The organism is Pseudorhodobacter sp. MZDSW-24AT (assembly GCF_002794355.1).
GTDB lineage: Bacteria > Pseudomonadota > Alphaproteobacteria > Rhodobacterales > Rhodobacteraceae > Pseudotabrizicola.
This window is the reverse complement of sequence record NZ_PGOI01000008.1, coordinates 314,746-338,250: the sequence shown is the minus strand read 5'-3', so window position 1 is coordinate 338,250 and position 23,505 is coordinate 314,746. Positions and strand designations below refer to the sequence as shown.

Genomic DNA, 23,505 nt, shown 5'->3' with positions numbered 1-23,505 from the left:
ATGCAAAAAATCGGGCGTCATGCCCAAGACAGGCGGCCCGGAGTCGGTTTGCCCGGCAGGGCAGGCCGACTCCGGGCCAAGAAACTGTGGCGGATCAACCGCGCGGCTGCAAGGCCGGGGTCGATCCGCCCGTGCCGCGTGCTTAGCGCAAGGACTCGGCCTTGGGGGCCTCAACCTGCGCCGCTTCGGGGCTTTTGGTCTTCCACAACGAGAAGGCCACACCCGCGCCAAGGATCGCAAAGGTGATGCCCAGCGACCATTCCGGCGGGAACTTCTCCCAGCCCATGGCATCGGCGATGAAGATCTTCGATCCGATGAAGATCAGCAGCACCGATAGCGCATATTTCAGATAGGCAAAGCGGTGCAGGATCGCCGCCAGCGCGAAATACAGGGCGCGCAGGCCAAGGATGGCAAAGATGTTCGACGTGTAGACCAGATAGGGGTCGGTGGTGATGGTAAACACCGCCGGCACCGAATCCACCGCAAAGACCAGATCGGCAATCTCGATCATCACCAGCGCCAGAAACAGTGGCGTGGCATAGCGCACCATGCGCCCGGTTTGCGGGTTGGGCTTTTTCACAAAGAAATCATGCCCATGCAGCTCTTCGGTCACGTTCAACCGCCGCTTGAGAAAGCGGATCAGCGCATTGTCTTCGATCTTGTGCTCTTTGTCGGCGACAAACAGCATCTTGATGCCGGTCAGGATCAGAAAGCCCGCGAACAGATACAGCACCCAGTGATACTGGTCCACGATGGTCGCCCCCAGCGCGATCATGATGCCGCGCAGCACGATCACACCCAGAATGCCCCAGAACAGCACCCGGTGCTGGTATTCGCGCGGGATGGCAAAGAAGCTGAAGATCAAGGCGATGACAAAGATGTTGTCCATCGCCAGCGTCTTTTCCACCACAAAGGCCGTCAGATATTGCGCGGTCGCCGTTGCATCCATCTGCCACCAGATGAAGCCCGAGAATGACAGGCCCAGCACGATATACATCGCCGACATGCGCAAGCTTTCGGCCACGCCGATCTCATGGTCGCCCTTGTGCAGAACGCCCAGATCAAAGGCCAGAAGGCCCAGCACCAGCGTGATGAACAGCAGCCACATCCAAAGCGGCTTGCTGAGGAAAAGCAGGAAAAGAAAGTCCAATTTTGGCTCCTCGGTTGCATGAACGCGCCGAGACACCGCTGGACCGGAAACGGAAAGACCCAAGGATGCATCGACGCTGTCGATGCGGTCCGACATCATGCAGGCACTGCCTGCACCAGAGGGGCCCGGTCCGCATCCACAATCTTGTGATCCGCGCGTGATCCCGCAAGGGACGACCGGATCTTTTTTTCGCTGGGCGGGCGGCACCGGATCTTTCCGGTGCCGCCCCGGTGTCAGGCGTCGATATGGGCGAATTCGTGATCCGCCCCGCGCTTGGCCTTTTCGCTGCGGTCAACGCCAAGGAACAACACGATGTTCTTGGCCACATACAGCGTCGACCATGTGCCAAGGATCACCCCCAGCACCATGGCAAAGACAAAGCCCCGGATCACATCGCCGCCAAAGACCAACAGCACGATCAGCGCGATCAGCGTGGTCATCGCCGTCATCAGCGTGCGGCTCAGCGTCTCGTTGGCCGACAGGTTCATCAACTCCCGCAGCGGGGTGGTCTTGAACTTCACAAGGTTCTCGCGCAGCCGGTCAAAGATCACCACCGTGTCATTGACCGAATAGCCCAGAATGGTCAGCAGCGCCGCCACGATGGTCAGGTCGAACTTCAACCCGAACAGGGCGAACACCCCGACCGTCACGATCACATCATGCAGCAGCGCCGCCACCGTGCCGACGGCGAATTGCCATTCAAACCGCAGCCAGACATACACCAGAATGCCCGCCGCCCCGGCCCCTACCGCTGCCAGCGCCAGCCAGATCAGCTCGGCCGAAACCTTCGGCCCCACCGATTCCACCGCCGTGAACTGCACCGCCGGGTCCACCGCCTGAATCGCGGCTTCCACCGTCGCCACCACCTCGGGCGACAGGGCCTCGGCACCTTGCTGTGCCTCGATGCGAATGGTGGCAACATGCTGATCGGCCCGGAAACCCGGATCGAACACCTCGGTGATCGAGACATCCCCCAAGGAAAGCTCGGACAGCGCCGCACGATAGCTGCCCACGTCGATGCTCTGTGTCGTTTCGGCGCGGATCGTGGTGCCGCCCTTGAAGTCGATCCCGAAGTTCAGCCCCATCGTCACCACCAGCAACAAAGAGGCCACAACCGCCACCACCGACACCCCAAAGGTCAGCCATTGGGCGCGGAAAAAGTCGATGGTGGTGTGCTCGGGCGCCAGCCGCAGCCATCCCTTCAGCGTGATCTGGCGCGGCCGCTTCCAGCGCATCCATGTCTCGATGATCAGCCGCGTCACGTAAACGGCGGTGAACATCGAGGTCAGGATGCCCAAGCCCAGCGTCACCGCAAAGCCCCGCACCGGGCCCGAGCCGATGGCGAACATGATCAACGCGGTCAAAAGCCCGGTGATGTTGCTGTCCATGATCGCCGACAGCGCCTTTTGAAAGCCGATCTCGATGGCGCGGCCTGCCGCGCGGCCTTGCCGCAACTCTTCTCGGATGCGCTCAAAGATCAGCACATTGGCATCCACCGCCATGCCCATCGTCAGCACGATGCCGGCAATGCCGGGCAGGGTCAGCGTCGCCCCCATCACCGACAGCGCGGCCAGCAGCAGCCCCATGTTCAGCCCCAGCGCCAGCGTCGCCACCAGACCAAAGCTGCCATAGCAGGCCAGCATGAACACCACGACCGCCGCCATCCCGATGACGGCGGCGCGCTGCCCGGCCTCGATGCTGTCGGCCCCCAGTTCGGGGCCAATGGTCCGCTCTTCCAGAAAGGTCATGCCCGCAGGCAGCGCGCCCGCCCGCAACAGCACGGCAAGCTCGGTCGAGTCCTCCACCGTGAACTGCCCGGTGATGATCCCCGATCCCCCCGCGATATGGCTTTGGATCACCGGGGCGGAAATCACCTCGCCATCCAGCACGATGGCAAAGGGCTGGCCGATATGTGACGCCGTGTAATCGCCAAACAGCCGCGCCCCCGACGGATCAAAGCGAAAGCTCACCGCCGGGCGGTTGTTCTGGTCAAAGGCGGGCTGCGCATCCACCAGATTTTCGCCGCTCACCACCGGGCTGGAGTCCAGCACATAGAATACCCCCGCCTCGTCCGCCGATGGCAGCACCAAGGCACCGGGCTCGCCCGCTTGTTCCTGTGTCGCGCGGCCCAGCACGGTGTGAAAGGTCAGCTGCGCGGTTGTCCCGATCAGCGATTTCAACTCTGCCGCCGATCCGATGCCGGGCACCTGAATCAGGATGCGGTCGTCGCCTTGCCGCATGATCGTGGGCTCGCGCGTGCCCACCTCATCCACCCGGCGGCGGATGATCTCCAAAGACTGCTGCAAGGTGCGCGCGTCCGAGGCCTCTTGCTCGGCAGCCGACAGCGCGATGACCAGCGTATCGCCCTCGGCCCGCACGTCGATGTCGTTCTGGCCGATCCCGGTCAGCGAGACCACGGGCGTGGCCAAGGCGCGCACCGCCGTCAGCGCGGCGGGCATTCCGGCAGGCTCCCCAAGGCTCACCCGCAACTCCCCCGGTGCCGCCTCCTGCCGCCGCACGTTGCCCACCTGATCGCGCAAGGCGCGCAAGGCATCGCGCACCTGCGGCCACAGCACTTCCATCCGCGCGGCATGCACGTCTTCGACATGCACTTCCGCCAAAAGATGCGCGCCCCCGCGCAGATCCAGCCCCAGCGCCACAAGGTTCGACGGCAACCACGCGGGCCAGCCCGCCAGATCCGCGGCCCGATCGGCGGGCAGGGTGCCGCTTTCCGCCATCAGCGCGGCGGCATCGTTGTGCCGCTCCACCTGCGGATAAAAGGCATTGGGCAGGGCAAAAAGAATGCCCCAAAGACAGACGCCCCAGATAAGCAGGCGTTTCCAAAGCAAAGTATGTGACATGACCTGTCCTTGCGTCAGCCACCCGTGGCGCGCACGCCTGCGGGGCCGACCCTGATATAACCGTGAAAGGCACCACAGGCGGCAGGGCGCGGCGCCTTCGGCGTCCGGCACTCCCATCCGGGTCTGTGGCCGATTTGCGGCCCGCACGCGGCAGGCCGTCGGGACCTTGGGTCAGATCAGGGGCGGGGCCCGGGGTTCAGGCCGCGTGCGGTGACGCGCCGCACAAGGAAGATCCCGCTGGCAAAACGCCCAAGCATGGCGCGCGCCCGTGGCCGCAAGCGCCAGCGCAGGCGACAAAAGCACGGCATCAGGCTCATCCCCGGCCCGGAATTCCGGGGCCCGGTGCAGCTTCCCAGCCGCCGACAGCGTCGCCACCGGCTCGGCGCTTTGCACCGCCGCCAGCGTGGCCAAGGCGGCATGGCTCGGGAATTCGGTGCTGCGCGAGGGCGCCGCGCTCCACACCAGCGCCATGGCCAAGAGCAGCGTCCAGGCCACAAAGGCCTGACGCAGGTCTGCCAGCAAGGGGGTGCGCCGTGTCATCCCGTTTCTATGGCATGGCCTTGAGGCCAAAACAACAGGCGCGCGCGGCCGCCTTGCGGGCGTGACGCACCGACAGGATTTGCAATTTTGCATTTCGCAACGCTTTGCCTGTCCGCTTTATGCAAATTTTCCCATTTCTCCTTTGCGCCTGCAGCATCGGCTCCTATTGTGCCGGAAATCCGCAGGGGGAGTCGGTGCGATGAAAGACATTCTGGCCCAGCTTGAGAACCGCCGCACTGCCGCCCGGCAGGGCGGAGGCCAGCGCCGCATCGATGCGCAACATGCCAAGGGCAAGCTGACCGCCCGCGAACGGATCGAGCTTTTGCTCGACGAAGGCAGCTTTGAAGAGTTCGACATGTTTGTCGCCCACCGCTGCACCGATTTCGGGATGGAGGCCGACCGCCCCGCCGGGGATGGCGTGGTCACTGGCTGGGGCACCGTGAACGGCCGCATGGTCTATGTCTTCAGCCAGGATTTCACCGTCTTCGGCGGCTCGCTGTCTGAAACCCATGCGCAGAAGATCTGCAAGATCATGGATATGGCCATCCAGAACGGCGCCCCTGTCATCGGCATCAACGATTCGGGCGGCGCGCGCATTCAGGAAGGCGTCGCCAGCCTTGCCGGCTATGCCGAGGTGTTTCAGCGCAACATCATGGCAAGCGGTGTGGTGCCGCAGATCAGCCTGATCATGGGGCCCTGCGCGGGCGGCGCGGTCTATTCCCCGGCGATGACCGACTTCATCTTCATGGTGAAGGACAGCTCCTATATGTTCGTGACCGGCCCCGATGTGGTGAAAACCGTCACCAATGAAGTGGTCACCGCCGAAGAGCTGGGCGGCGCCTCCACCCATACCAAGAAATCGTCCGTCGCCGATGGCGCCTATGAAAACGATGTGGTGGCGCTTGCCGAAACCCGCCGCCTGATCGACTTCCTGCCGCTCAACAACCGCGAAAAGGCGCCCGTGCGCCCCTTCTTCGATAATCCCGCCCGGGTTGATCCCAGCCTTGATACGCTGATCCCCGACAACATCAATCAGCCCTATGACATGAAAGAGCTGATCACCAAACTGGCCGATGAAGGCGATTTCTTCGAAATTCAGGCCGCCTTCGCCGCCAACATCATCACCGGCTTCATCCGGCTCGAAGGCCAGTCGGTCGGCGTGGTGGCCAATCAGCCCATGGTGCTGGCGGGCTGCCTCGACATTGATGCCAGCCGCAAGGCCGCCCGCTTCGTCCGCTTCTGCGACGCCTTTGAAATCCCGATCCTCACGCTGGTCGACGTGCCCGGCTTCCTGCCCGGCACCGCGCAGGAATATGGTGGCGTCATCAAGCACGGCGCCAAACTGCTGTTCGCCTATGGTGAGGCGACGGTGCCCAAGGTCACCGTCATCACCCGCAAGGCCTATGGCGGCGCCTATGATGTGATGGCCTCCAAACACCTGCGCGGTGATTTCAACTACGCTTGGCCCACCGCCCAGATCGCGGTGATGGGGGCCAAGGGGGCGGTGGAAATCCTCTATCGCAGCGAACTTGGCGATCCCGAGAAAATTGCCGCCCGCGTCAAGGATTATGAAGACCGCTTTGCCAACCCCTTCGTCGCCGCCGAAAAAGGCTTCATCGACGAGGTGATCATGCCGCAATCCACCCGTCGCCGCGTTTGCCGCGCCTTCGCCGCGCTGCGCACGAAGAAGTTGGCGAACCCGTGGAAAAAGCACGATAACATTCCCCTCTGACATCCGAATTCAGGGGGAAAGCACCGATGGCACAGTTTCACAGGGCAGGGCAGGGGGCGCGGCGATGACCGACCCGAAACCCGAACAGCAAGGCAGCGCGCACAGCCTGCCCGGCGATGCCACCCTGATTCCCGTGCCGTCGGGCCAGCCGGTGGCCTTGCAGGATGTCATCTGGAACGTGCCCGGCCCCGATGGTCTGGCCGTGCGGTTTCGCTTTGTCGCGCCACAGATCGCGCGCGACAGTGGCACCATTTCCTATGAAGTGGCGGCCGAGGATATCTTTCACCTGTGCCAAACCTACGCTCTGCCCCGGCTCAGCGAATTTGGCCCGCAGCCCACGCAGATCATCATCTCTTTCTCCGATCAGCCGGTGCCCTTTGGCGAAACCGCCCCCGAGGCCACACAATTTTTCGAGGCCTTCACCTTTCAGGATGGCGCCTGCATATGGGAGATTTACTGATGCAACCCCAAGATATGGTATGCGTCAAGGCTCTGGCAGCCGCCCCTGATGTAGCAGAGTCACAGCGGGCAAACTTGGAAAACTTCCCATGTCAAACCCGGCAGCAATCCGCTACTGTGGCGAAAGGCCGGACCCAAGCGGCCTTTGCCTCAGATGAAGGGTGTGCTATCGGGCGTTCCGATGCAACCTTCCAAGAATATAGGAGTCGAGGATGTCTAAGAGCACGAACATTATCCTGGCGTTCGCCATGGTCGCCTTTGTGGCTGCCTGCGCCAAGAAAGAAGCTGAAGTCGTTTACGTGGACGAGCCGGTTTCGGTCGAACCCACCTACACCGGCAAATACAAGTAAGTCGGTCGGGCGGGCCGCCGAACGCGCTTCGGTCCAGTCCGCCCCATCCCTTTATCCGCGCCCCGGCGCGGCCCACGTTTGCCCAAGGGCTGACGTATCCTTTTCGGCCGCATCTCGCTTCCGCAGCCCGCCATCGCCCCTTGGCCTTGCTGCCCCAGATGCCTATTGCTGTGCCCATCCACACCAAGGGGGCACACCATGCTGAAACATCGCGGCTTTCCCGGCCGCCTTCCGGGCACCGATTTTCAATTCACCATCCGCCGCGCCAATAAAAAGGACGGCCCCACCAAACTCATCAAGCGCGAGCGCTATCGCGACCGCAAGCTTGCCGACCGCAAGGCCGACGAAGGCTTCATGGCGGCGCTCTGGCAATGCTTTGGCGAAGAACCCTTTGAACGTGGCAATCTCGATGCGGGCCGCCTGTCTTGGCTGTTCGGGCGCGAGGTGGTGGCGGCCGAAGACCCTTTCGATCCCGAAAGCTATGAGGCGCTGCTGCGCATCAACCTCAAGGTGGCGCAAGTCTCCTTCCCGGCTGTCTTTGCCGCCGATGCCGAAGACGTGATCTGGGATGATGAAGACGATGAGGATGATGTGTGATGCGCGCGCTTCCGCCGGTCTCTGTGCCTGTTTGGCAAAGCGGCGCCCATAGCGGGCAAGGCGGCGGATTTGCATTTGATTTCAATGCGCAGCACACCCATCCTTTGCAGGGTCGGCCTGTGGGCAACAGCCCCTTGTCCGGCCTCCACGTGACGACCCTATCCCTGACCTTGCGGTCCGGTCCCCTTGGGGCCGGACCGTCCTTTGCCGGGTGGCAAAGCCTTGCCGATGCCGCGCCGGGCGGAAATTTCCCCTTTTCCGTCGCCAAGGATGCAGTAGAGTCAGAGCCAATAAAAACCCTGACACGAGGCAGTCACACATGGTCACGAAACACATCCTTATCGCAACGGTTCTTGCCACCACGCTCGCAGGTTGCGTGCAAAACAACGGCTACGGCAACTCGTCGCCGCTCAACAGCGCGGCTGTCCGCACCGTCGGCGGCGCTGCCACCGGCGCTCTCATTGCCGGGGCCACCGGCGGCTCCAGAACGCAAGGCGCGCTCATCGGCGCTGTCGCGGGCGGCGGCTCGTGCATCATTCCGGGCACCAACAACTGCTACTGATCCGGGTGCCGCCACTGCGCGGCCCGGCCTCGCGTCCATTGATCTGAACGCACATGAAACGAACACAGGGTCTTCCAGCCTCGGCGGCTGGGAGGCCCTTTTTATTTACGGCGCAGGGTCCGGCCCGACCCCGCCCGAGGGGAGAGAGAGCCAATGTTCCAGAAGATCCTGATCGCCAACCGGGGCGAAATCGCTTGCCGCGTCATCAAAACCGCCCGGAAAATGGGGATCAAGACGGTTGCGGTCTATTCCGATGCCGACCGCAACGCCCTGCATGTCCGCATGGCAGATGAAGCCGTGCACATCGGCCCGTCGCCCGCCAACCAGTCTTACATCGTGATCGACAAGATCCTTGATGCCATCCGCCAGACCGGGGCCGAGGCTGTGCATCCCGGCTATGGCTTCCTGTCGGAAAACCGCAACTTCGCCGCCGCGCTGGAAGCCGAAGGCGTTGTCTTCATCGGCCCGCCTTCCGCCGCGATCGAAGCGATGGGCGACAAGATCACCTCGAAAAAGCTGGCAATGGAAGCCGGGGTCTCCACCGTGCCGGGCTATATGGGCCTGATCGCCGACGGGGATGAGGCCATCCGCATCTCGGGCCAGATCGGCTATCCGGTGATGATCAAGGCCTCGGCAGGCGGCGGCGGCAAGGGCATGCGAATCGCGTGGAGCGAATCAGAGGTCCGCGAAGGCTTTCAGTCGTCCAAGAACGAAGCCGCGAGCAGCTTTGGCGATGACCGCATCTTCATCGAAAAATTCGTGACCCAGCCCCGCCACATCGAGATTCAGGTGCTGGCCGACAAACATGGCAATTGCGTCTACCTGCACGAACGCGAATGCAGCATTCAGCGCCGCAATCAGAAGGTCATCGAAGAGGCCCCGTCGCCCTTCCTCGACGCCGCCACCCGCAAGGCGATGGGCGAACAGGCCTGCGCGCTGGCCCGCGCCGTTGGCTATACCTCGGCGGGCACGGTGGAATTCATCGTGGATGGCGACCGCAACTTCTACTTCCTCGAAATGAACACCCGCCTTCAGGTCGAACACCCGGTGACCGAACTGATCACCGGGGTCGATCTGGTGGAACAGATGATCCGCGTGGCAGCGGGCGAGCCTTTGCCCTTCCGCCAAGAGGATCTGAAGATCAACGGCTGGGCCATGGAATCGCGGCTTTATGCCGAAGATCCCTACCGCAACTTCCTGCCCTCCATCGGTCGGCTGACGCGCTACCGCCCGCCCGTCGAAGGCCCCACCGCCTTGGGCGGGATCGTGCGCAATGACACCGGCGTGTTCGAAGGCGGCGAGATCAGCATGTTCTACGATCCGATGATCGCCAAGCTTTGCACCTGGGCCCCCACGCGGGGGCAAGCGATTGAGGAAATGCGCCTTGCGCTGGACACGTTCGAGGTGGAAGGCATCGGCCACAACCTGCCCTTCTGTGCGGCAGTGATGGACCACCCCCGCTTTACCAGCGGCGCCATCACCACCGCCTTCATCGCCGAGGAATTCCCCGAAGGCTTCCACGGCACCACGCTGGACGACGCCACCTTACGCCACGTCGCCGCCGCCTGCGCCGCGATGAACCGCGTCGCCGAAATCCGCCGCACCCGCATTTCCGGCACCATGGACAACCACCAGCGCCGTGTCGGGGACGCTTGGGTGGTCAGCCTGCAAGGCAGCCAGATCCCCGTCACCATCGCCGCCGACAAGGCAGGCTCCACCGTCACCTTCCCCGACGGCCAATCCTTGCGCGTGCAATCCGATTGGACCCCAGGCGACAGCCTCGCCCGGCTGACGGTGGATGGCGCGCCCTTGGTGCTCAAGGTCGGCAAGGTGCCGATGGGCTTTCGCATCCGCCTGCGCGGCGCCGATCTCAAGGTGCTGGTGCAATCCCCGCGCCAAGCCGCGCTGAACGCGCTGATGCCGGAAAAACTGCCGCCGGACACCTCGAAATTCCTGCTTTGCCCGATGCCGGGGCTGGTGGTCAGCATCAGCGTGGCCGAAGGCGACGAGGTGCAGGAAGGCCAGGCGCTCGCCACGGTCGAGGCGATGAAGATGGAAAACATCCTCAAGGCCGAACGCCGCGGCGTGGTGAAAAAGATCACCGCCACCGCAGGCAGCAGCCTCAAGGTTGACGATGTGATCCTGGAGTTCGAATGATGGCGCGCCCCCTAGCGTCCCGCCGGGTTGCGCTCCAGAATCTCTTGCCGACGCAGCGGGAACTTGTCGATCGCCGCGACGATTTCCCGCACCTCCCAAGGCAGCGGCTTTCGGATCACCGGGCGCAGATCCTTGTCCATCAGGACAAGGCTGAAGCCGCGTGGGCGCAGCCGCGTGCGCCACTCCCCGCGCGCCTCCGGGTCGGTGTCGGTCACCAGCACCACGTCGCGCAATTCCAGCGCGGGCAGATCCCGGGCCAGAAGCTCCATCTGGCGCAGGAAGTTCGGGTCTTCCGGGCTGTCACCGAACACCACCAAGGGGCGGTATTCAAACATCAGATCGTCAAAGACCACATCGGCCGCATCGCGCGGCCCATAGGCGGCGGCTTCGGTCGACTCGACGGTGGCCCTTACGCCACCCCCTGACGGATCCAACGCCCCCGCGTCCTGCGCGGAGGCCACGAACGGCAGCAATGCTGCGAATGCAAGAAGATATAGCGGTTTCATGCGGCTCCCTTTCCCCCAGACATAGGGCGGCCGCGCCGGAAACCCAAGAGAAGATGCCACGCGCAAACGGACGGAGAACACCGATGACCGACGCCTTGAAAACCTGGGCCGCGCTCGCCACCAAAGAGCTCAAGGGCAAAGATCCCGAAAGCCTGACCTGGCACACGCTGGAAGGCATCCCGGTCAAACCGCTTTACACCGCCGAAGATGTGGCGGACCTGCCGCATCTGGGCGGGGTGCCGGGGGCCGCCCCCTTTACCCGCGGGGTGAAGGCCACGATGTATGCAGGCCGCCCTTGGACCATCCGGCAATATGCGGGCTTTTCCACCGCCGAGGAGTCGAACGCCTTCTACCGCAAGGCGCTGGCGGCGGGGCAGCAGGGGGTGTCGGTCGCCTTCGATCTGGCCACCCACCGCGGCTATGACTCGGATCACCCGCGCGTGGTGGGCGATGTGGGCAAGGCAGGTGTCGCCATCGACTCGGTCGAGGACATGAAGATCCTGTTCGACGGCATCCCCTTGGATAAAGTCAGCGTTTCCATGACGATGAACGGCGCGGTGATCCCGATTCTGGCCAATTTCATCGTGACAGGCGAAGAGCAGGGCGTGGCGCGGCACCTGCTTTCGGGCACCATTCAGAACGACATTCTGAAGGAATTCATGGTGCGCAACACCTATGTCTACCCGCCCGAGCCCAGCATGCGCATCATCGCGGACATCATCGAATACACCTCGGCCGAGATGCCGAAGTTCAACTCGATCTCGATCTCGGGCTACCATATGCAAGAGGCAGGGGCGAACCTTGTGCAGGAGCTTGCGTTCACGCTGGCGGATGGGCGCGAATATGTGCGCACCGCGATTGCGCGCGGAATGGATGTGGATGCCTTTGCGGGGCGGCTGTCCTTCTTCTTTGCCATCGGGATGAACTTCTTCATGGAGGCCGCCAAACTGCGCGCGGCGCGCCTGTTGTGGCACCGGATCATGTCCGATTTTTCTGCGAAAAATCCCGCCTCGCTCATGCTGCGGACCCATTGCCAGACCAGCGGGGTTTCCCTGCAAGAGGCGGACCCTTACAACAATGTGATCCGCACCGCCTATGAGGCGATGTCGGCGGTGTTGGGGGGCACGCAAAGCCTGCACACCAATGCGCTGGACGAGGCGATTGCCTTGCCCACCGAGTTTTCCGCCCGCATCGCGCGCAACACGCAGTTGATCCTGCAAGAAGAGACCGGGATCACCCATGTCGTCGATCCGCTGGCGGGGAGCTATTATGTTGAAACGCTGACGCATCAGCTGGCGGAAGAAGCGTGGAAACTGATCGAAGAAGTCGAGGCGATGGGGGGCATGACCAAGGCGGTGGCCAGCGGCATGCCCAAGCTGCGGATCGAAGAAAGCGCCGCCCGCCGTCAGGCTGCGATTGACCGGGGCGAGGATGTGATCGTCGGGGTGAACAAGTATCGCAAGGCCAGTGAAGATCCGATCGACATTCTCGACATCGACAATGTGGCGGTGCGCGAGGCGCAGATCGCCCGGCTGACCGCCACCCGCGCGGCGCGCGATGAGGCCGCCTGTCAGGCGGCCTTGGCCGAGCTGACCCGGCGCGCCGCCGAAGGCGGCAATCTGCTCGACGCCGCCGTCACCGCCGCCCGCGCCCGCGCCACGGTGGGCGAGATTTCCGACGCGATGGAACGTGTGTTTGGCCGCCACCGGGCCGAGGTCAAAACCCTCGCCGGGGTTTATGGCGCCGCCTATGAGGGCGACGCCGGATTTGCGGCGATTCAGGCCGATGTCGAGGCCTTTGCCGCCGAGGAAGGCCGCCGTCCGCGGATGCTGGTGGTGAAGATGGGCCAAGATGGCCATGACCGCGGCGCCAAGGTGATCGCCACCGCCTTTGCCGACATCGGCTTTGACGTGGACGTGGGCCCCTTGTTCCAGACGCCCGAAGAAGCGGCACAGGACGCGATTGACAATGATGTCCATGTGATCGGCATTTCTTCGCAAGCGGCCGGACACAAGACGCTGGCGCCCAAACTGGTGCAGGCGCTGAAAGCGGCAGGGGCGGAGGATATTCTGGTGATCTGTGGCGGCGTGATCCCACAGCAGGATTACGCGTTTCTTCATGAGAACGGGGTCAAGGCGATCTTTGGCCCCGGCACCCATATTCCCACGGCGGCCAAGGATATCCTGACCCTGATCCGCCAGACCCGGGGCTGATCCTGCCGCCCGACGCACCCTTCGACCTGCCGCCGGAGCCTCCGGCGGGAGTATTTAAGAAAGGTGCAATGGACAGGCGCGGTCTTGGCTTTGCACCTTTTGAAAATACTCCGGGGGGGGCCGAAGGCGGGGGGCAGCGCCCCCCTTCTTAAAGGTCGATTTCCCCCGGAGCAGGCGGTGGCAGACGCGGCGCATCCTCGCGGCGCGGGATCAGGATATCGCCATTTTCCAGCACGCGGGGCGCTTCGTAATTGCGGATGTCATCGATCAGCCCCAGCAGCTCTTGCAGCGCGGGCTCCATCTCGGCCAGAGCCTTGCCCATTTCGGTCAGCGCAGGCTCCATCTCGCGCATCAGGCCGCGAAACAACAGCTGCGCGCCGTCCTGCATCAGATCAAAGCCCGGGCGTTCTTCTTCTTCTTCTTCGGCAGGCGGGGTTTGCGCCAGCGCGGGCAGGGCTGCGAGCAGCAGGAGCGGCAAAAGCAGGGTTCGGAGGTGCTGTGTCATGCGCGCAGCATGCCCGGGGACGGACCTGAGGGCAAATCACGTCTTGTCGCGCGGCCATGTCAGATCCAGCGTCACCGGGAAGTGATCCGAGGCCTGTAGCAGCGCCTCGTGCAGTTCGGCTGTGTTCAGGCAGGCCGGATCGTTCCACGGGTGCCAGATCCGCCACGCGGGGCGTGTCTCGGCCAGCCGGGGCGAGACCATGATGAAATCCAACAGCGCCTCGAAGTAACGCTGCTGCGGATGCAGCCAGAACCGCGCCGTGGTGGGGGCAAGGTTCATCCGCCCGGCCTGCGCCATTGCGGCGTGCGGATCATACATCTGCGCCTCGGGGGGCACGTCAAGGCCCAGCACGATTTCGACGCCGGAATGGCCGAACAGCTTTTCATAGGCGTCCAGCCCCGGACCGTCGTTGAAATCGCCCAGCACGATCAGATCCTCGCCGCGCGCCAGATGGTCCGCCACCCGCGCGCGCAGCCAGATGCATTCCGCCAGCTGCTTGCGGCGGTTCTCGATCGACAGGCGGGTGATCTCTGCCGGGCTGCGTGCGCCATGGGGCGCTTTCGACTTGGCATGCACGCCGATCAGCCGCAGCGTGCGACCTGCCGCCGTGGTCACCGCCAGTTCCAGCGGCGGCTTGGAAAAGCGGATCAGCTCGGGCGCGGCATCGGCGTTCAGATCATAGCGGAAGGTGCTGTCAAAGCGGGGGGCGTCGCGGCTGCCCTTCTTGCCCACCGGATCGCCCCGCGGATCATGCCGCGCCGTCAGCCGGTCGGGATCGTATAGCAGCGTGATCTCTTGCTCGGTCTCTGACATGAAGCCCGTCACAGCGCGCCTTGTGCGCAGACCGAAAGTGGCGGCAAAGGTTTCCAGCGCGCGCACCGAGCTGCGGCGAGACCCGGTGTCGGGCGCTTCGATCACCATCACCGCATCGGCGTCCAGCGCGGTGAACACAATCCCCAGCGCTCCGGCCTGTTCGGCGCGGCGGATCTGATGCCGGGCCGAGGGCGCGCCATCCGCCAAAAGTCGCCCGTCTTCGTCGAACAGGGCGTTGAACCATTCCACATTATAGGTGGCGATGCGCAAGCGCTCGGCCCCGGCCATCACGCGGCCTGTTTGCCCGAAATCTCATGCCATGCGGCATTGATCGCGATCAGCCGCCGCTCTGCAAGCTTTACCGCCTCGGCGGGCACCCCGCGCGCGATCATCGCATCGGGATGGCTGTCCTTGACCGCCTGCCGCCACGCCGCCCTCACCTGCGCGATCGAGGCCCCGGGCTCCACCCCCAGCACGTCATAAGGATCACGCGGCGCGCCTTCGACAAAGCGCGCCCGCATCGTGGCATAGCAGCGGTCATCGAGCCCGAAGATCCGCGCCACCTCGCGCAGGAACGTATCCTCGGCCGGATGAAAATCACCATCCGCCATCGCGATGTGAAACAGGCCTTCCAGCAGGTCGATCAGCACATTGCGGTCATCCGCACAAAGCGCTTGCCCTTCGGGGCGGAACAAGGCCGCCACCTTGCGGGCATATGCGTCAAATCCGGCCACATCCTGCCGCGCCAGATTGAACACCCGCGCCGCATTGGCCGCTTCCTCATCCGGAATCGCAAAGATCTGCCGGAAGGTTGCCACTTCGTGGCGCGACACCGCGCCATCGGCCTTGGCCATCTTGGCCCCCAGCGCGATCACCGCGATGGTGAAGCCCACCGATTTTTCCGGCGTCGATCCCACACCCCGCAGCCGGTCAAACACCACGGAAAGCCCTTCGCCTTGCGCGAGGGCCGAAAGCGCGTCAGCGATGCGGGTCCAGATCGACATGGGGGCAGGATAGCGCGACCCGCGCCGCTTGTCAGGAGAGGATTTTCTGCATCAGCACAAGATCCATCCAGCGGCCGAACTTGCGCCCCACCTGCGGCATCCGCCCGACCTCATGATAGCCCAAACGGCCATGAAACGCTTGGCCGGCGGCGTTTTCCGCCGTGACGCCCGCCACCATCACATGTGCGCCAGCTTTTGTTGCATGCGCCTCAACCGCCGCCATCAGCGCGCGGCCCACACCGCGCCCTTGCGCCCCCGGCGCCAGCAGCACGGTGTGCTCCATACTGTGCGCATAGCCGACCCCGCCGCGAAACTGGTCATAGGTGGCAAAGCCCAGCACGCCACCCGCCCCCTCGGCCACCAGAAAACAGCGTTGCACCTGCCGTGCGGCGAGTGTGGCCGCCACCTCGGCCACGCTTTTCTCGGCCGAATTGAAGGTGGCCACGGTGTCGCGGATGTAATGGTTCCAGATGGCCGCCACCGCCTCGGCATCCGCCGCTGATGCCGCGCGGATCATGCCAGCACGCGCCGCCCGTGCGGCGTGTCGATCTCGGCCTGCAAGCCCAGCGGCCCTGTCTCGATCACCAGCCGCGCATCCTGCACCCCCGCCAGCGCGGCACCCAGATCGCGCGCCTGCGGATGCGTCACCACCAGCCGCGCAAGACGCGCGCCCCTATCGGGCAGGCGCGGGGCAGGGTGTGGCCCCAGCCACTGGATCAGCGCTGGAAACGCCCCGCCAAAGGGCAGAAGCCCATTCCCCGGCACCGCCATGCGCCAGCGCAGATCCCCCCGCGCCAGATCCACGGGCACGCCCGCACCTTCCGGCGCCACCGCCACCGCAGCCTCCAGATCCGGGCAAGCCGCCACCCAATTGGTCAGGCGCGGCGGGCCCGAAAATGCGTCCAGCGCAAACCAGCGCGGCCAAGCCGGGGCAGGGGCCTCGGGATTGATCGCGATCACCTCCAGATACAGATCGCCCAAGCTCAGCAGCCGGTTATGCGTGCCCATATGGGGATGCTCGCCCCCCGGCGCCAAAGGCAGGCCCAGCGCTGCCTCGATGGCCGCCACGCCTTCGGCCAGATCGGTGCAACTCACCGCCAGATGGTCAAGCGTCAGCATGTGCACCGGGCAGCAACACTTGCCCCTTGGCGCGCAGCGCCTGCGCCAGTGAGTTGAACCGCGCCTGCGCCACCTCGCCAAACAAACCCGCCCCCAACGGAGTCAATTGCAGCGCCAGCGCCCGTTTCTTTGGCTTCCAGATCAAGGCGCCTGCCGTGGCCGGGTCGCCTGCGGCAAACATCGCGCCAAAGCGCATCGCTTTGCCCAGCACCTCGGCCTCTTGAATCTCATCCTCGCTCAGAAGCCGGAACAGCGGCTCCAACCGGCTGCCGGATCGGTTGTTCTTATACCGGTGCAGCAAGGCCAGCCCCAGAAACACCCGCCCCGGATGGTCCAAGCCGCCAAGGTTGGCGCGGGTGGCATTGTCGAAACACACATCGGCCCGGTAATCGGGATGCGCCCGCCATGAGGTATCGTGCAGCAAGCAGGCGGCCTTGATCAGCCGCAGCCGGTCCTTGGTCCGATCCTCGAACAGCGGCATCAGAAACTTATACAGCGCCTTGCCGGTCCCCGGCAGCCGCGCGCCGGTCTGCTCTGCCGCCCGCGCCGCCTCGATGAGCGGGTCGCGCGCGCGCAACTGCTCGGGCATCTGCTCATACAAAAGCCCCTCGCGGATGCCATAGGACGAAATGTCCAGTTCCGACGGCTGGAACACACGGATCACCTCGCGCAGCACCTCGCAGGCAAGCGGCACCAACTCCATCCGCTCCACACTGGTGCCGGTGCGGCCCCGCAGCATCGGAAGGTCCGCGCCCTCGAGCCAGTCCAGCGTATCGAGCGCCGATTTGGCGGGCATCCGGTATTCGTGCAGCACCGTCAGCGGATAGCCGCGCCGCTCCATGTCCAGCCGCGCGATCACCCGCCACGACCCGCCGACAAGGTAGAACCGCTCGCCTTCGGTTTTCATCTTCTGCTGCGCGGTGGTCAGCACTCGGTGGATCAGCGCGCGGCGCTTGTCGGCGCCGCCTTGCACCTGTTGCAACCGGAACGGGCCCAGTTGCACCGACAGGCGTTTGCCCACCTTGCCATCCCCGATGCGGGCCAACTCCATCGAGTTGCCGCCGATGTCGCAGACAATCCCCTTGGCCTCGGGCCAGCCCAAGAGCACGCCTTGCGCCGAAAGCCGGGCCTCTTCATCGCCGTCGATCACATGCAGCTTCAGTCCGGTTTCTTCCAGAACCTGCGCGGTAAAGGCGGGGCCATCCTTGGCCTCCCGCGTGGCGGCGGTGGCCACCACGGTCAGGGGCGCGGCTCCCATGCCTTCGGCCAGCAGCGAAAAGCGCTTCAGCGCCGCCAGTGCGCGGTCCTTGCCGGCGGGGTTCAGCATTCCCGTTTCGGCCAGACCCTTGCCCAGACCGCACAGAATCTTTTCGTTGTAGAAATAGGCCGGACTGCGCGCCGCGCCATCAAACACCACCATCCGCACCGAGTTCGACCCCACGTCGACCACGCCCACCCGGCTCAAGGCGCGGCTGGCCGGATCTTCGAACAAGGACCGGCCAAAGGGGCCGAAATCCTCATCCTCCGCCTCAATGTCGTTTTTCTGGCGTGTCATGATGTCCTCAGTGGCTTTTTCGTTGTGCAGGTGTCCGCCGCAGAACCCATACCCTATTCCTTCAGCGCCGCGAGCTTTGGCACATCCTTGGCCCCCGCCGTCCCGCGCCCCGACAACGACGGATTCTCCATAAAGAACGTGTGGCAGGCGAAAAGTTTCCCGTCCTTTGGCTGCAACTCCCGCGCCGAGCGTCCGTCCGGCCCCAGCACCCAGCTTTGCGCCTCGTCGGCCAGATTGGCGGCCATGATCTGGCTCACGATCTGCGCCTTCACGGTGTCATTGTGCACTTCCACCAGCGTCTCCACCCGCCGCGTGAGGTTCCGCCCCATCCAGTCCGCGCTGGAGAAAAACACCCGCGCCTGCTTGCTCGGCAACCCATGCCCCGAGCCAAAGCACACAATCCGGCTGTGCTCCAGAAAGCGGCCGACGATGGATTTCACCCGGATGTTCTCGCTCAGCCCCGCAATGCCGGGCCGCAAGCCGCAGATCCCCCGGATCACCAGACTGATCTTCACCCCGGCGCGTGACGCGTCATACAGCGCATCAATCACCTCCGGGTCGATCAGGCTGTTCATCTTCGCCCAGATCTCCGCCGGCCGCCCCGCCCGCGCGTGATCGGCCTCGGCCGCGATCAGCGCAAGCAGGCGCGGCTTCAGCGTGATCGGGCTGATCGCCAGATTCTCCAGCCCCTCGGGCTGCACATAGCCCGACAGATAGTTGAACACCTTCGTCGCATCCCGCCCCAAGGCCGGATCGCAGGTAAAGAACGACAGATCCGTGTAAATCCGCGCGGTGATCGGGTGATAGTTCCCGGTGCCGTAATGCGTATAGGTCACCAGCTGGTCGCCTTCACGCCGCACCACGGTGCTGATCTTGGCATGGGTCTTGTAATGGATGAAGCCATAAACCACATGCGCCCCCGCGCGCTCCAGCCGCCGACTTTGCCGGATGTTGGCCGCCTCGTCGAACCGCGCCTTCAGCTCGACCAGCGCCGTCACCGACTTGCCCGCCTCCGCCGCCTCGCACAAGGCACTCACCACCGGGCTGTCCCAACTGGTGCGATACAGCGTCTGCTTGATCGCCAGCACATTCGGGTCGCGCGCCGCTTGCTCCAGAAAGCGGATCACCAGATCGAATGTCTCATAGGGATGGTGCAGCAGAATATCCTTCTGCTTGATCGCCGCGAACAGATCGCCTTCATGATCCTGCACCCGCTCGGGCACGCGAGGGCTGAAGGGCGGCCACAGCAGATCGGGCCGCGACGACAGCACCAGCTCTTTCAGATCGGCAATCCCCAGCAGGCCCTTGACCTCGACCACCTCGGCCTCGGTCACATGCAGCTCATCCATGATCAGCGCGCGCAAATCCGCTGGCGCCCCCGCCGTCATCTTCAACCGGATCACCTCGCCGCGCCGCCGCCGCTTCAGCGCGGTCTCGAACTCGCGCACCAGATCCTCGGCCTCGTCTTCCACCTCCAGATCGCTGTCGCGCAACACCCGAAACGCGCAATGCCCCCGGTCGGTATAGCCCGGAAACAGCATGTTCAGATGAAGCAACAACAACTCTTCCAAAGGCAAAAACCGCTGCGCCCCCGCCTTGCCCGGCAAGGGCACAAAGCGCGCAATCTGCTGCGGAATCGGCAACAGCGCCTTGAGAGTGCGCCGATCCGTCAACCGCTCGAGTTCCAGCGCCAGCGAAAACCCGGTGTTGGGAATGAACGGAAACGGATGCGCCGGATCAATCGCCAAGGGCGACAGCACCGGAAACACCTTGTGCAGGAAATGCGCCTCCAGATGCCGCAGATCCGCCGCCGTCAGCTTCGACCGGGTGACCACGCAGATCCCCTCGGCCTCCATCTCCCGCTTCAATCCGTTCAGCACGGTCTGCTGGCGTTGCATCAACCGCCGCGCATCGGCATGGATCAGCACCAGTTGCTCGGCCGGCTTGCGCCCATCCTCGGACAGAACCGCATTCCCCGTCCGCACCAGCGCGCGCAACCCCGCCACCCGCACGGTAAAGAACTCATCCAGATTGGTGGCCGAGATCGACAGGAAGCGCAGCCGCTCCAGCAGCGGCACCTGCGGGTTCGCCGCCTCATCCAGCACGCGCCAGTTGAAGGCCAGCCAGCTCAGCTCACGATTGAAAAACCGCCCCGGCCCCGAGATCTCATCTGCCGGCAAACGCACCGGAGGGGGGAAGGGGGCCTTGAGAAAATCGGATTGTGTCATGACCGGAACTTATGCTGCTGAAGTTTTGCACTTTTATGGCAGTCTTTCATTCCGCATCATCGCTGTCCAGCAAGCCTTGCGCCGTTGCCTTGGTAATCGGCTTGCCTTGCGCCAAGGCGCGCTTGTCCATCGCCGAAACCAGCGCCCGCGCGGCGGCGATCGACCGTTCCATCCGCGCGACCAGCCAAGGCACCAAGCTGGGGGCCACTGTGGTCTGCCGGTCGGCAAACAGCTTCACCAGCACGGCTGACAGCAGATCATCATCGGGCGGTTCCAGCCGTGCCACCGATGCCGCCTCGACCCGGCTTTTCAGATCGGGCAAGCGCAAACCCCAGTCGCGCGCAGGCCCCCGGGCCGTCAACAGCAAGGACCCCTGCGGCACCACCATATTGTGCAAGTGAAACAGCGCCACTTCCGCCGCGTGCTCTCCGGCCACGGAATCGGCATCCTCCACCACCACGGCCCCCGCCGCGGCCAAACTGGGCAGATCGGCCTCGGCCAGATCGGCCCCCGACACCATCACCGCCCCCGCGGCCTCGCGCCACATATGCGCCAGATGGGTCTTGCCCGCGCCGGGTGGCCCGATCAGCAGCAACTTGCCGCCCGGCCAGCCGCGCCAGCCTTCAATCGCCGCCAAAGCATGCGCATTGGCAGGCGAGGCAAAGAAATCTTCCCGCCGATACACCGCCTGAAACGGCAGATCGAACGCCAGTTGCTGCGTCAAACCACATCCTCTTTGCCTGCCACGCGCGCTGCCGCCGGGTTTGGCACCTGCGGCCCCTCTGGCACGGGGTCTCGCGGCACCGGAGCGCTGTCCAAGCCTCGGTAAAGCAGACTGCCCTGATACTGCCCAATGGCAAAGCGCAGCAAGACCCCCAGCACCGCCGCGACCGGCACCGCGATCAGCATGCCTGCAAAGCCCAGCAAGGACCCAAAGGCCGACAGCGCCAGCAGCAGCCAGACCGGATGCAGGCCCACGGAATCGCCCACCAGTTTCGGGGTCAGGATATTGCCTTCGATGAACTGGCCAAAGGCAAAGATCGCCGCGATGATCCCGATTGCCACCCAATCGCCCCAGAACTGGAACAGCGCCAGACCAATCGCCAGAACGCCGCCGATGATGGCCCCCACATAAGGAATAAAGGTCACTGCCCCTGCGATGGCCCCCACCACAAGGCCGAACTGCAACCCGGCCACCATCAGCGCCACCGAATAATAGGCCCCCAGCACAAAGCAAACCGTCAACTGTCCGCGCACGAAACCGGCCAAAACCTCATCCACTTCGCGGGCAAGCCGCCGCACGGTGAAAATGTGATCGCGCGGGATCATCGCATCCACCCGCGCCACCATCTTGTCCCAGTCCAGCAACAGGTAAAAGGCCACCACCGGCACCACCACGATGAACACGATGGCCGAGATCACCGACATCGCCGAGGTCAGCACCCCCTGCGCCAGATCGCCGCCCTTGGACTGGATGAAATCGCCAATATCCGCCAGCGTCTTGCGCATGATGCTGGTTTCATCCGAAAGCTCGGGAAAACGCTCTGTCAAAAAGGTCTGAAGGTTGCGCGAAATTTCGGGTGCTGCGTTCACAAGCGCCGTGGTTTGCTGGATCAGGGTCGGGATCACGGCCAAGACCAACAGCACGATCACCAGAAACAGCATCAGCATGATCAGCGCAGTGGACAGAACCCGGCTCAGGCCAAGGCGTTGAAGCCGGTCGGCCACCGGGTCAAGGAAATAGGCAATCGCGCCGCCCACCAGAAACGGCACCAGCACATTGCCCATCAGCCACATCAGCAGCAGGAACACCGCCGCTGCGATGCCCCAGTATTTCGCCTGCTGTGTCATCGGAAGTGCCATTGCGCGCGTCCCTGTTTGCCTGTTCGACTGTCTGCCTTGGTGGGCGGTCTGCCTCTGTGGCGGTCGGCCCGTCTGGGTCTTTGCCCGTCTGGATCTCTGCCGGTTTGGCGGTGTGTGTGCTGGTCAGGCGCTTTGCCAGACCGGGTCGGGTTTCGCTCCTGATATTGCCGCTGCGGGGTGCGGGCGCAAGCCTGCTCTTGGCAATCTCTGCACCGCCCGCCATTCACCGCATGCCGCCGCCCGCTGGGCCGCGCGGCACGGCGCGCGCCGCCCAAAGGCGCGGCAGGACGGGCGCTTGGTGCGGCCTCCGCCACGCGGGCCATCCGCTCAAACGGGAATCACCCTCGCCCCCGCCCACTTCGCCGCGCGCGGTCCGCTCTGCCGCACGCGCCACCCCCCCGCGCCAGACAGCCCGACCCTTGGGCAGGGCAGGGCACAAACGCGCGCCGCGCCGCCGGAAAGTGTTAAAACTTTCTGAATCTCGAAGGGCTAAGATATTGATTTCAAATGGTCCCACGGTTTGTAACACAGGGGGCACGCCCATTCTTTCTCCCACAGAATCGTGATCCCTCCGCCGCCGCTTCCACGCTAGTCTTGCCCCATGCGATGGCTCATCCCTCTCCTCCTCTTCCCCTTGCCCAGCCTCGCCCAAGAGGTGGACCTCGAACTGGTCCTCCTCGCCGATGCCTCAGGCTCGATCGATCAGGAAGAGGTGGTTTTTCAGCGCCAAGGCTACGCCAGCGCCATCACCCACCCCGATGTTCTCGACGCCATTTCCACCACCCTGACCGGCACCATCGCCGTCACCTATGTCGAGTGGGCGGCCAATCAGGTGGTCGTGGTCGACTGGCAGGTGATCGACGGCCCCGAGGCCGCGCAAGACTTCGCCGCCCGCCTCCTCCTCCCGCCCCGCCTCGCGACGGGCCGCAACGCCATCGGCGCGGCCTTGCTCGAAGGCAAGCGCCTGATCGAAGACAACCCTATCACCAGCCTGCGGCAGGTGATCGATTTCTCGGGCGACTCGGTGGGCAATTTCTCCGGCCCCCGTATCGCCGACGCCCGCGCCGAGGTGCTGGCCGCCGGCATCACCATCAACGGCCTGCCCATCCTGCGCGACGACCGGGCGGAAGATCTCGTCACCGCCTATGAGAACCTGATCATCGGCGGCCCCGGCGCCTTCGTCGTGGCCGCCACCAGCCGCGACACCTTCGCAGCCGCTGTCCGCCGCAAGCTCGTGCTCGAAATCGCGGGCGAACTGCCGCAAATCCAGGTCGCCCAAACGCCCTGACCG

21 protein-coding genes are annotated in these 23,505 nt (G+C 64.3%); 8 read left to right on the top strand and 13 right to left on the bottom strand.

The window, feature by feature from the left end:
• Window positions 1–142 precede the first annotated feature (142 nt).
• From CUR21_RS11280 to CUR21_RS11270, 3 genes are all read right to left on the bottom strand, one after another.
• Window positions 143–1,150, bottom strand: a complete 1,008-nt coding sequence (locus CUR21_RS11280) for a TerC family protein (protein WP_198431681.1) — start codon at window positions 1,148–1,150, stop codon at window positions 143–145.
• Window positions 1,151–1,383: 233 nt separating this feature from the next.
• Window positions 1,384–4,011, bottom strand: coding sequence for a protein translocase subunit SecD (secD, locus tag CUR21_RS11275; RefSeq protein WP_100197127.1), 2,628 nt, complete (start codon window positions 4,009–4,011; stop codon window positions 1,384–1,386).
• Window positions 4,012–4,182: 171 nt separating this feature from the next.
• Window positions 4,183–4,551 (bottom strand): hypothetical protein, encoded by a 369-nt coding sequence (locus CUR21_RS11270; protein WP_100197126.1) that lies wholly within the window; start codon window positions 4,549–4,551, stop codon window positions 4,183–4,185.
• A 199-nt stretch (window positions 4,552–4,750) separates the two neighbouring features.
• Between CUR21_RS11270 and CUR21_RS11265 the strand changes: the two genes are divergently transcribed.
• From CUR21_RS11265 to CUR21_RS11240, 6 genes are all read left to right on the top strand, one after another.
• Complete coding sequence (locus CUR21_RS11265) at window positions 4,751–6,283, top strand: acyl-CoA carboxylase subunit beta (protein WP_100197125.1); 1,533 nt, start codon at window positions 4,751–4,753, stop codon at window positions 6,281–6,283.
• Between the two features lie 64 nt (window positions 6,284–6,347).
• The gene (locus CUR21_RS11260) at window positions 6,348–6,743 is read left to right on the top strand and encodes a DUF6497 family protein (RefSeq protein WP_232622763.1); all 396 of its coding nucleotides are present in this window, start codon (window positions 6,348–6,350) and stop codon (window positions 6,741–6,743) included.
• A gap of 211 nt (window positions 6,744–6,954) precedes the next feature.
• On the top strand, window positions 6,955–7,092 hold the full coding sequence (locus CUR21_RS18795; protein WP_100197124.1) for a hypothetical protein: 138 nt from the start codon (window positions 6,955–6,957) through the stop codon (window positions 7,090–7,092).
• Between the two features lie 198 nt (window positions 7,093–7,290).
• Window positions 7,291–7,689, top strand: a complete 399-nt coding sequence (locus tag CUR21_RS11250; protein WP_100197123.1) for a hypothetical protein — start codon at window positions 7,291–7,293, stop codon at window positions 7,687–7,689.
• A 319-nt stretch (window positions 7,690–8,008) separates the two neighbouring features.
• The gene (locus CUR21_RS11245) at window positions 8,009–8,251 is read left to right on the top strand and encodes a hypothetical protein (protein ID WP_100197122.1); all 243 of its coding nucleotides are present in this window, start codon (window positions 8,009–8,011) and stop codon (window positions 8,249–8,251) included.
• A gap of 153 nt (window positions 8,252–8,404) precedes the next feature.
• The gene (locus tag CUR21_RS11240) at window positions 8,405–10,408 is read left to right on the top strand and encodes an acetyl/propionyl/methylcrotonyl-CoA carboxylase subunit alpha (RefSeq protein ID WP_100197121.1); all 2,004 of its coding nucleotides are present in this window, start codon (window positions 8,405–8,407) and stop codon (window positions 10,406–10,408) included.
• Between the two features lie 11 nt (window positions 10,409–10,419).
• Here the strand turns inward: CUR21_RS11240 and CUR21_RS18790 are convergent, their stop codons facing one another.
• On the bottom strand, window positions 10,420–10,914 hold the full coding sequence (locus tag CUR21_RS18790) for a DUF4174 domain-containing protein (RefSeq protein ID WP_198431680.1): 495 nt from the start codon (window positions 10,912–10,914) through the stop codon (window positions 10,420–10,422).
• 83 nt (window positions 10,915–10,997) lie between these two features.
• Between CUR21_RS18790 and scpA the strand changes: the two genes are divergently transcribed.
• Window positions 10,998–13,127, top strand: coding sequence for a methylmalonyl-CoA mutase (gene scpA / locus CUR21_RS11230; RefSeq protein WP_100197120.1), 2,130 nt, complete (start codon window positions 10,998–11,000; stop codon window positions 13,125–13,127).
• 148 nt (window positions 13,128–13,275) lie between these two features.
• Here scpA and CUR21_RS11225 read toward each other — a convergent pair whose 3' ends face one another.
• Genes CUR21_RS11225 through CUR21_RS11185 form a run of 9 tightly spaced genes read right to left on the bottom strand, consistent with a single transcriptional unit; the run spans window position 13,276 to window position 22,214 of the window.
• On the bottom strand, window positions 13,276–13,632 hold the full coding sequence (locus CUR21_RS11225; RefSeq protein ID WP_100197119.1) for an AAA+ family ATPase: 357 nt from the start codon (window positions 13,630–13,632) through the stop codon (window positions 13,276–13,278).
• A gap of 36 nt (window positions 13,633–13,668) precedes the next feature.
• A complete protein-coding gene (locus CUR21_RS11220; protein ID WP_100197118.1) occupies window positions 13,669–14,733 on the bottom strand; it encodes an endonuclease/exonuclease/phosphatase family protein in 1,065 nt (354 codons plus the stop codon).
• On the bottom strand, window positions 14,733–15,449 hold the full coding sequence (locus CUR21_RS11215; protein ID WP_100197117.1) for a molecular chaperone DjiA: 717 nt from the start codon (window positions 15,447–15,449) through the stop codon (window positions 14,733–14,735). The genes CUR21_RS11220 and CUR21_RS11215 overlap by 1 nt, the downstream gene beginning before the upstream one ends.
• Window positions 15,450–15,480: 31 nt before the next feature.
• The gene (locus CUR21_RS11210) at window positions 15,481–15,966 is read right to left on the bottom strand and encodes a GNAT family N-acetyltransferase (protein ID WP_100197116.1); all 486 of its coding nucleotides are present in this window, start codon (window positions 15,964–15,966) and stop codon (window positions 15,481–15,483) included.
• Entirely contained in the window at window positions 15,963–16,568 is a 606-nt protein-coding gene (locus tag CUR21_RS11205) for a VOC family protein (RefSeq protein ID WP_100197115.1), read from the bottom strand. The genes CUR21_RS11210 and CUR21_RS11205 overlap by 4 nt, the downstream gene beginning before the upstream one ends.
• Window positions 16,555–18,123: a Ppx/GppA family phosphatase gene (locus CUR21_RS11200; protein WP_100197114.1), complete on the bottom strand. Its 1,569-nt coding sequence runs from the start codon at window positions 18,121–18,123 to the stop codon at window positions 16,555–16,557. The genes CUR21_RS11205 and CUR21_RS11200 overlap by 14 nt, the downstream gene beginning before the upstream one ends.
• Before the next feature lie 53 nt (window positions 18,124–18,176).
• Window positions 18,177–20,351 carry an RNA degradosome polyphosphate kinase gene (locus tag CUR21_RS11195; protein WP_100197113.1) on the bottom strand — a complete coding sequence of 725 codons (2,175 nt, stop codon included), beginning with the start codon at window positions 20,349–20,351 and terminating at the stop codon, window positions 18,177–18,179.
• A 46-nt stretch (window positions 20,352–20,397) separates the two neighbouring features.
• Entirely contained in the window at window positions 20,398–21,075 is a 678-nt protein-coding gene (locus CUR21_RS11190; RefSeq protein ID WP_100197112.1) for a chromosomal replication initiator DnaA, read from the bottom strand.
• On the bottom strand, window positions 21,072–22,214 hold the full coding sequence (locus CUR21_RS11185; RefSeq protein ID WP_100197111.1) for an AI-2E family transporter: 1,143 nt from the start codon (window positions 22,212–22,214) through the stop codon (window positions 21,072–21,074). The genes CUR21_RS11190 and CUR21_RS11185 overlap by 4 nt, the downstream gene beginning before the upstream one ends.
• A gap of 601 nt (window positions 22,215–22,815) precedes the next feature.
• Between CUR21_RS11185 and CUR21_RS11180 the strand changes: the two genes are divergently transcribed.
• On the top strand, window positions 22,816–23,502 hold the full coding sequence (locus tag CUR21_RS11180; RefSeq protein ID WP_100197110.1) for a DUF1194 domain-containing protein: 687 nt from the start codon (window positions 22,816–22,818) through the stop codon (window positions 23,500–23,502).
• The last annotated feature ends 3 nt before the right edge of the window (window positions 23,503–23,505 follow it).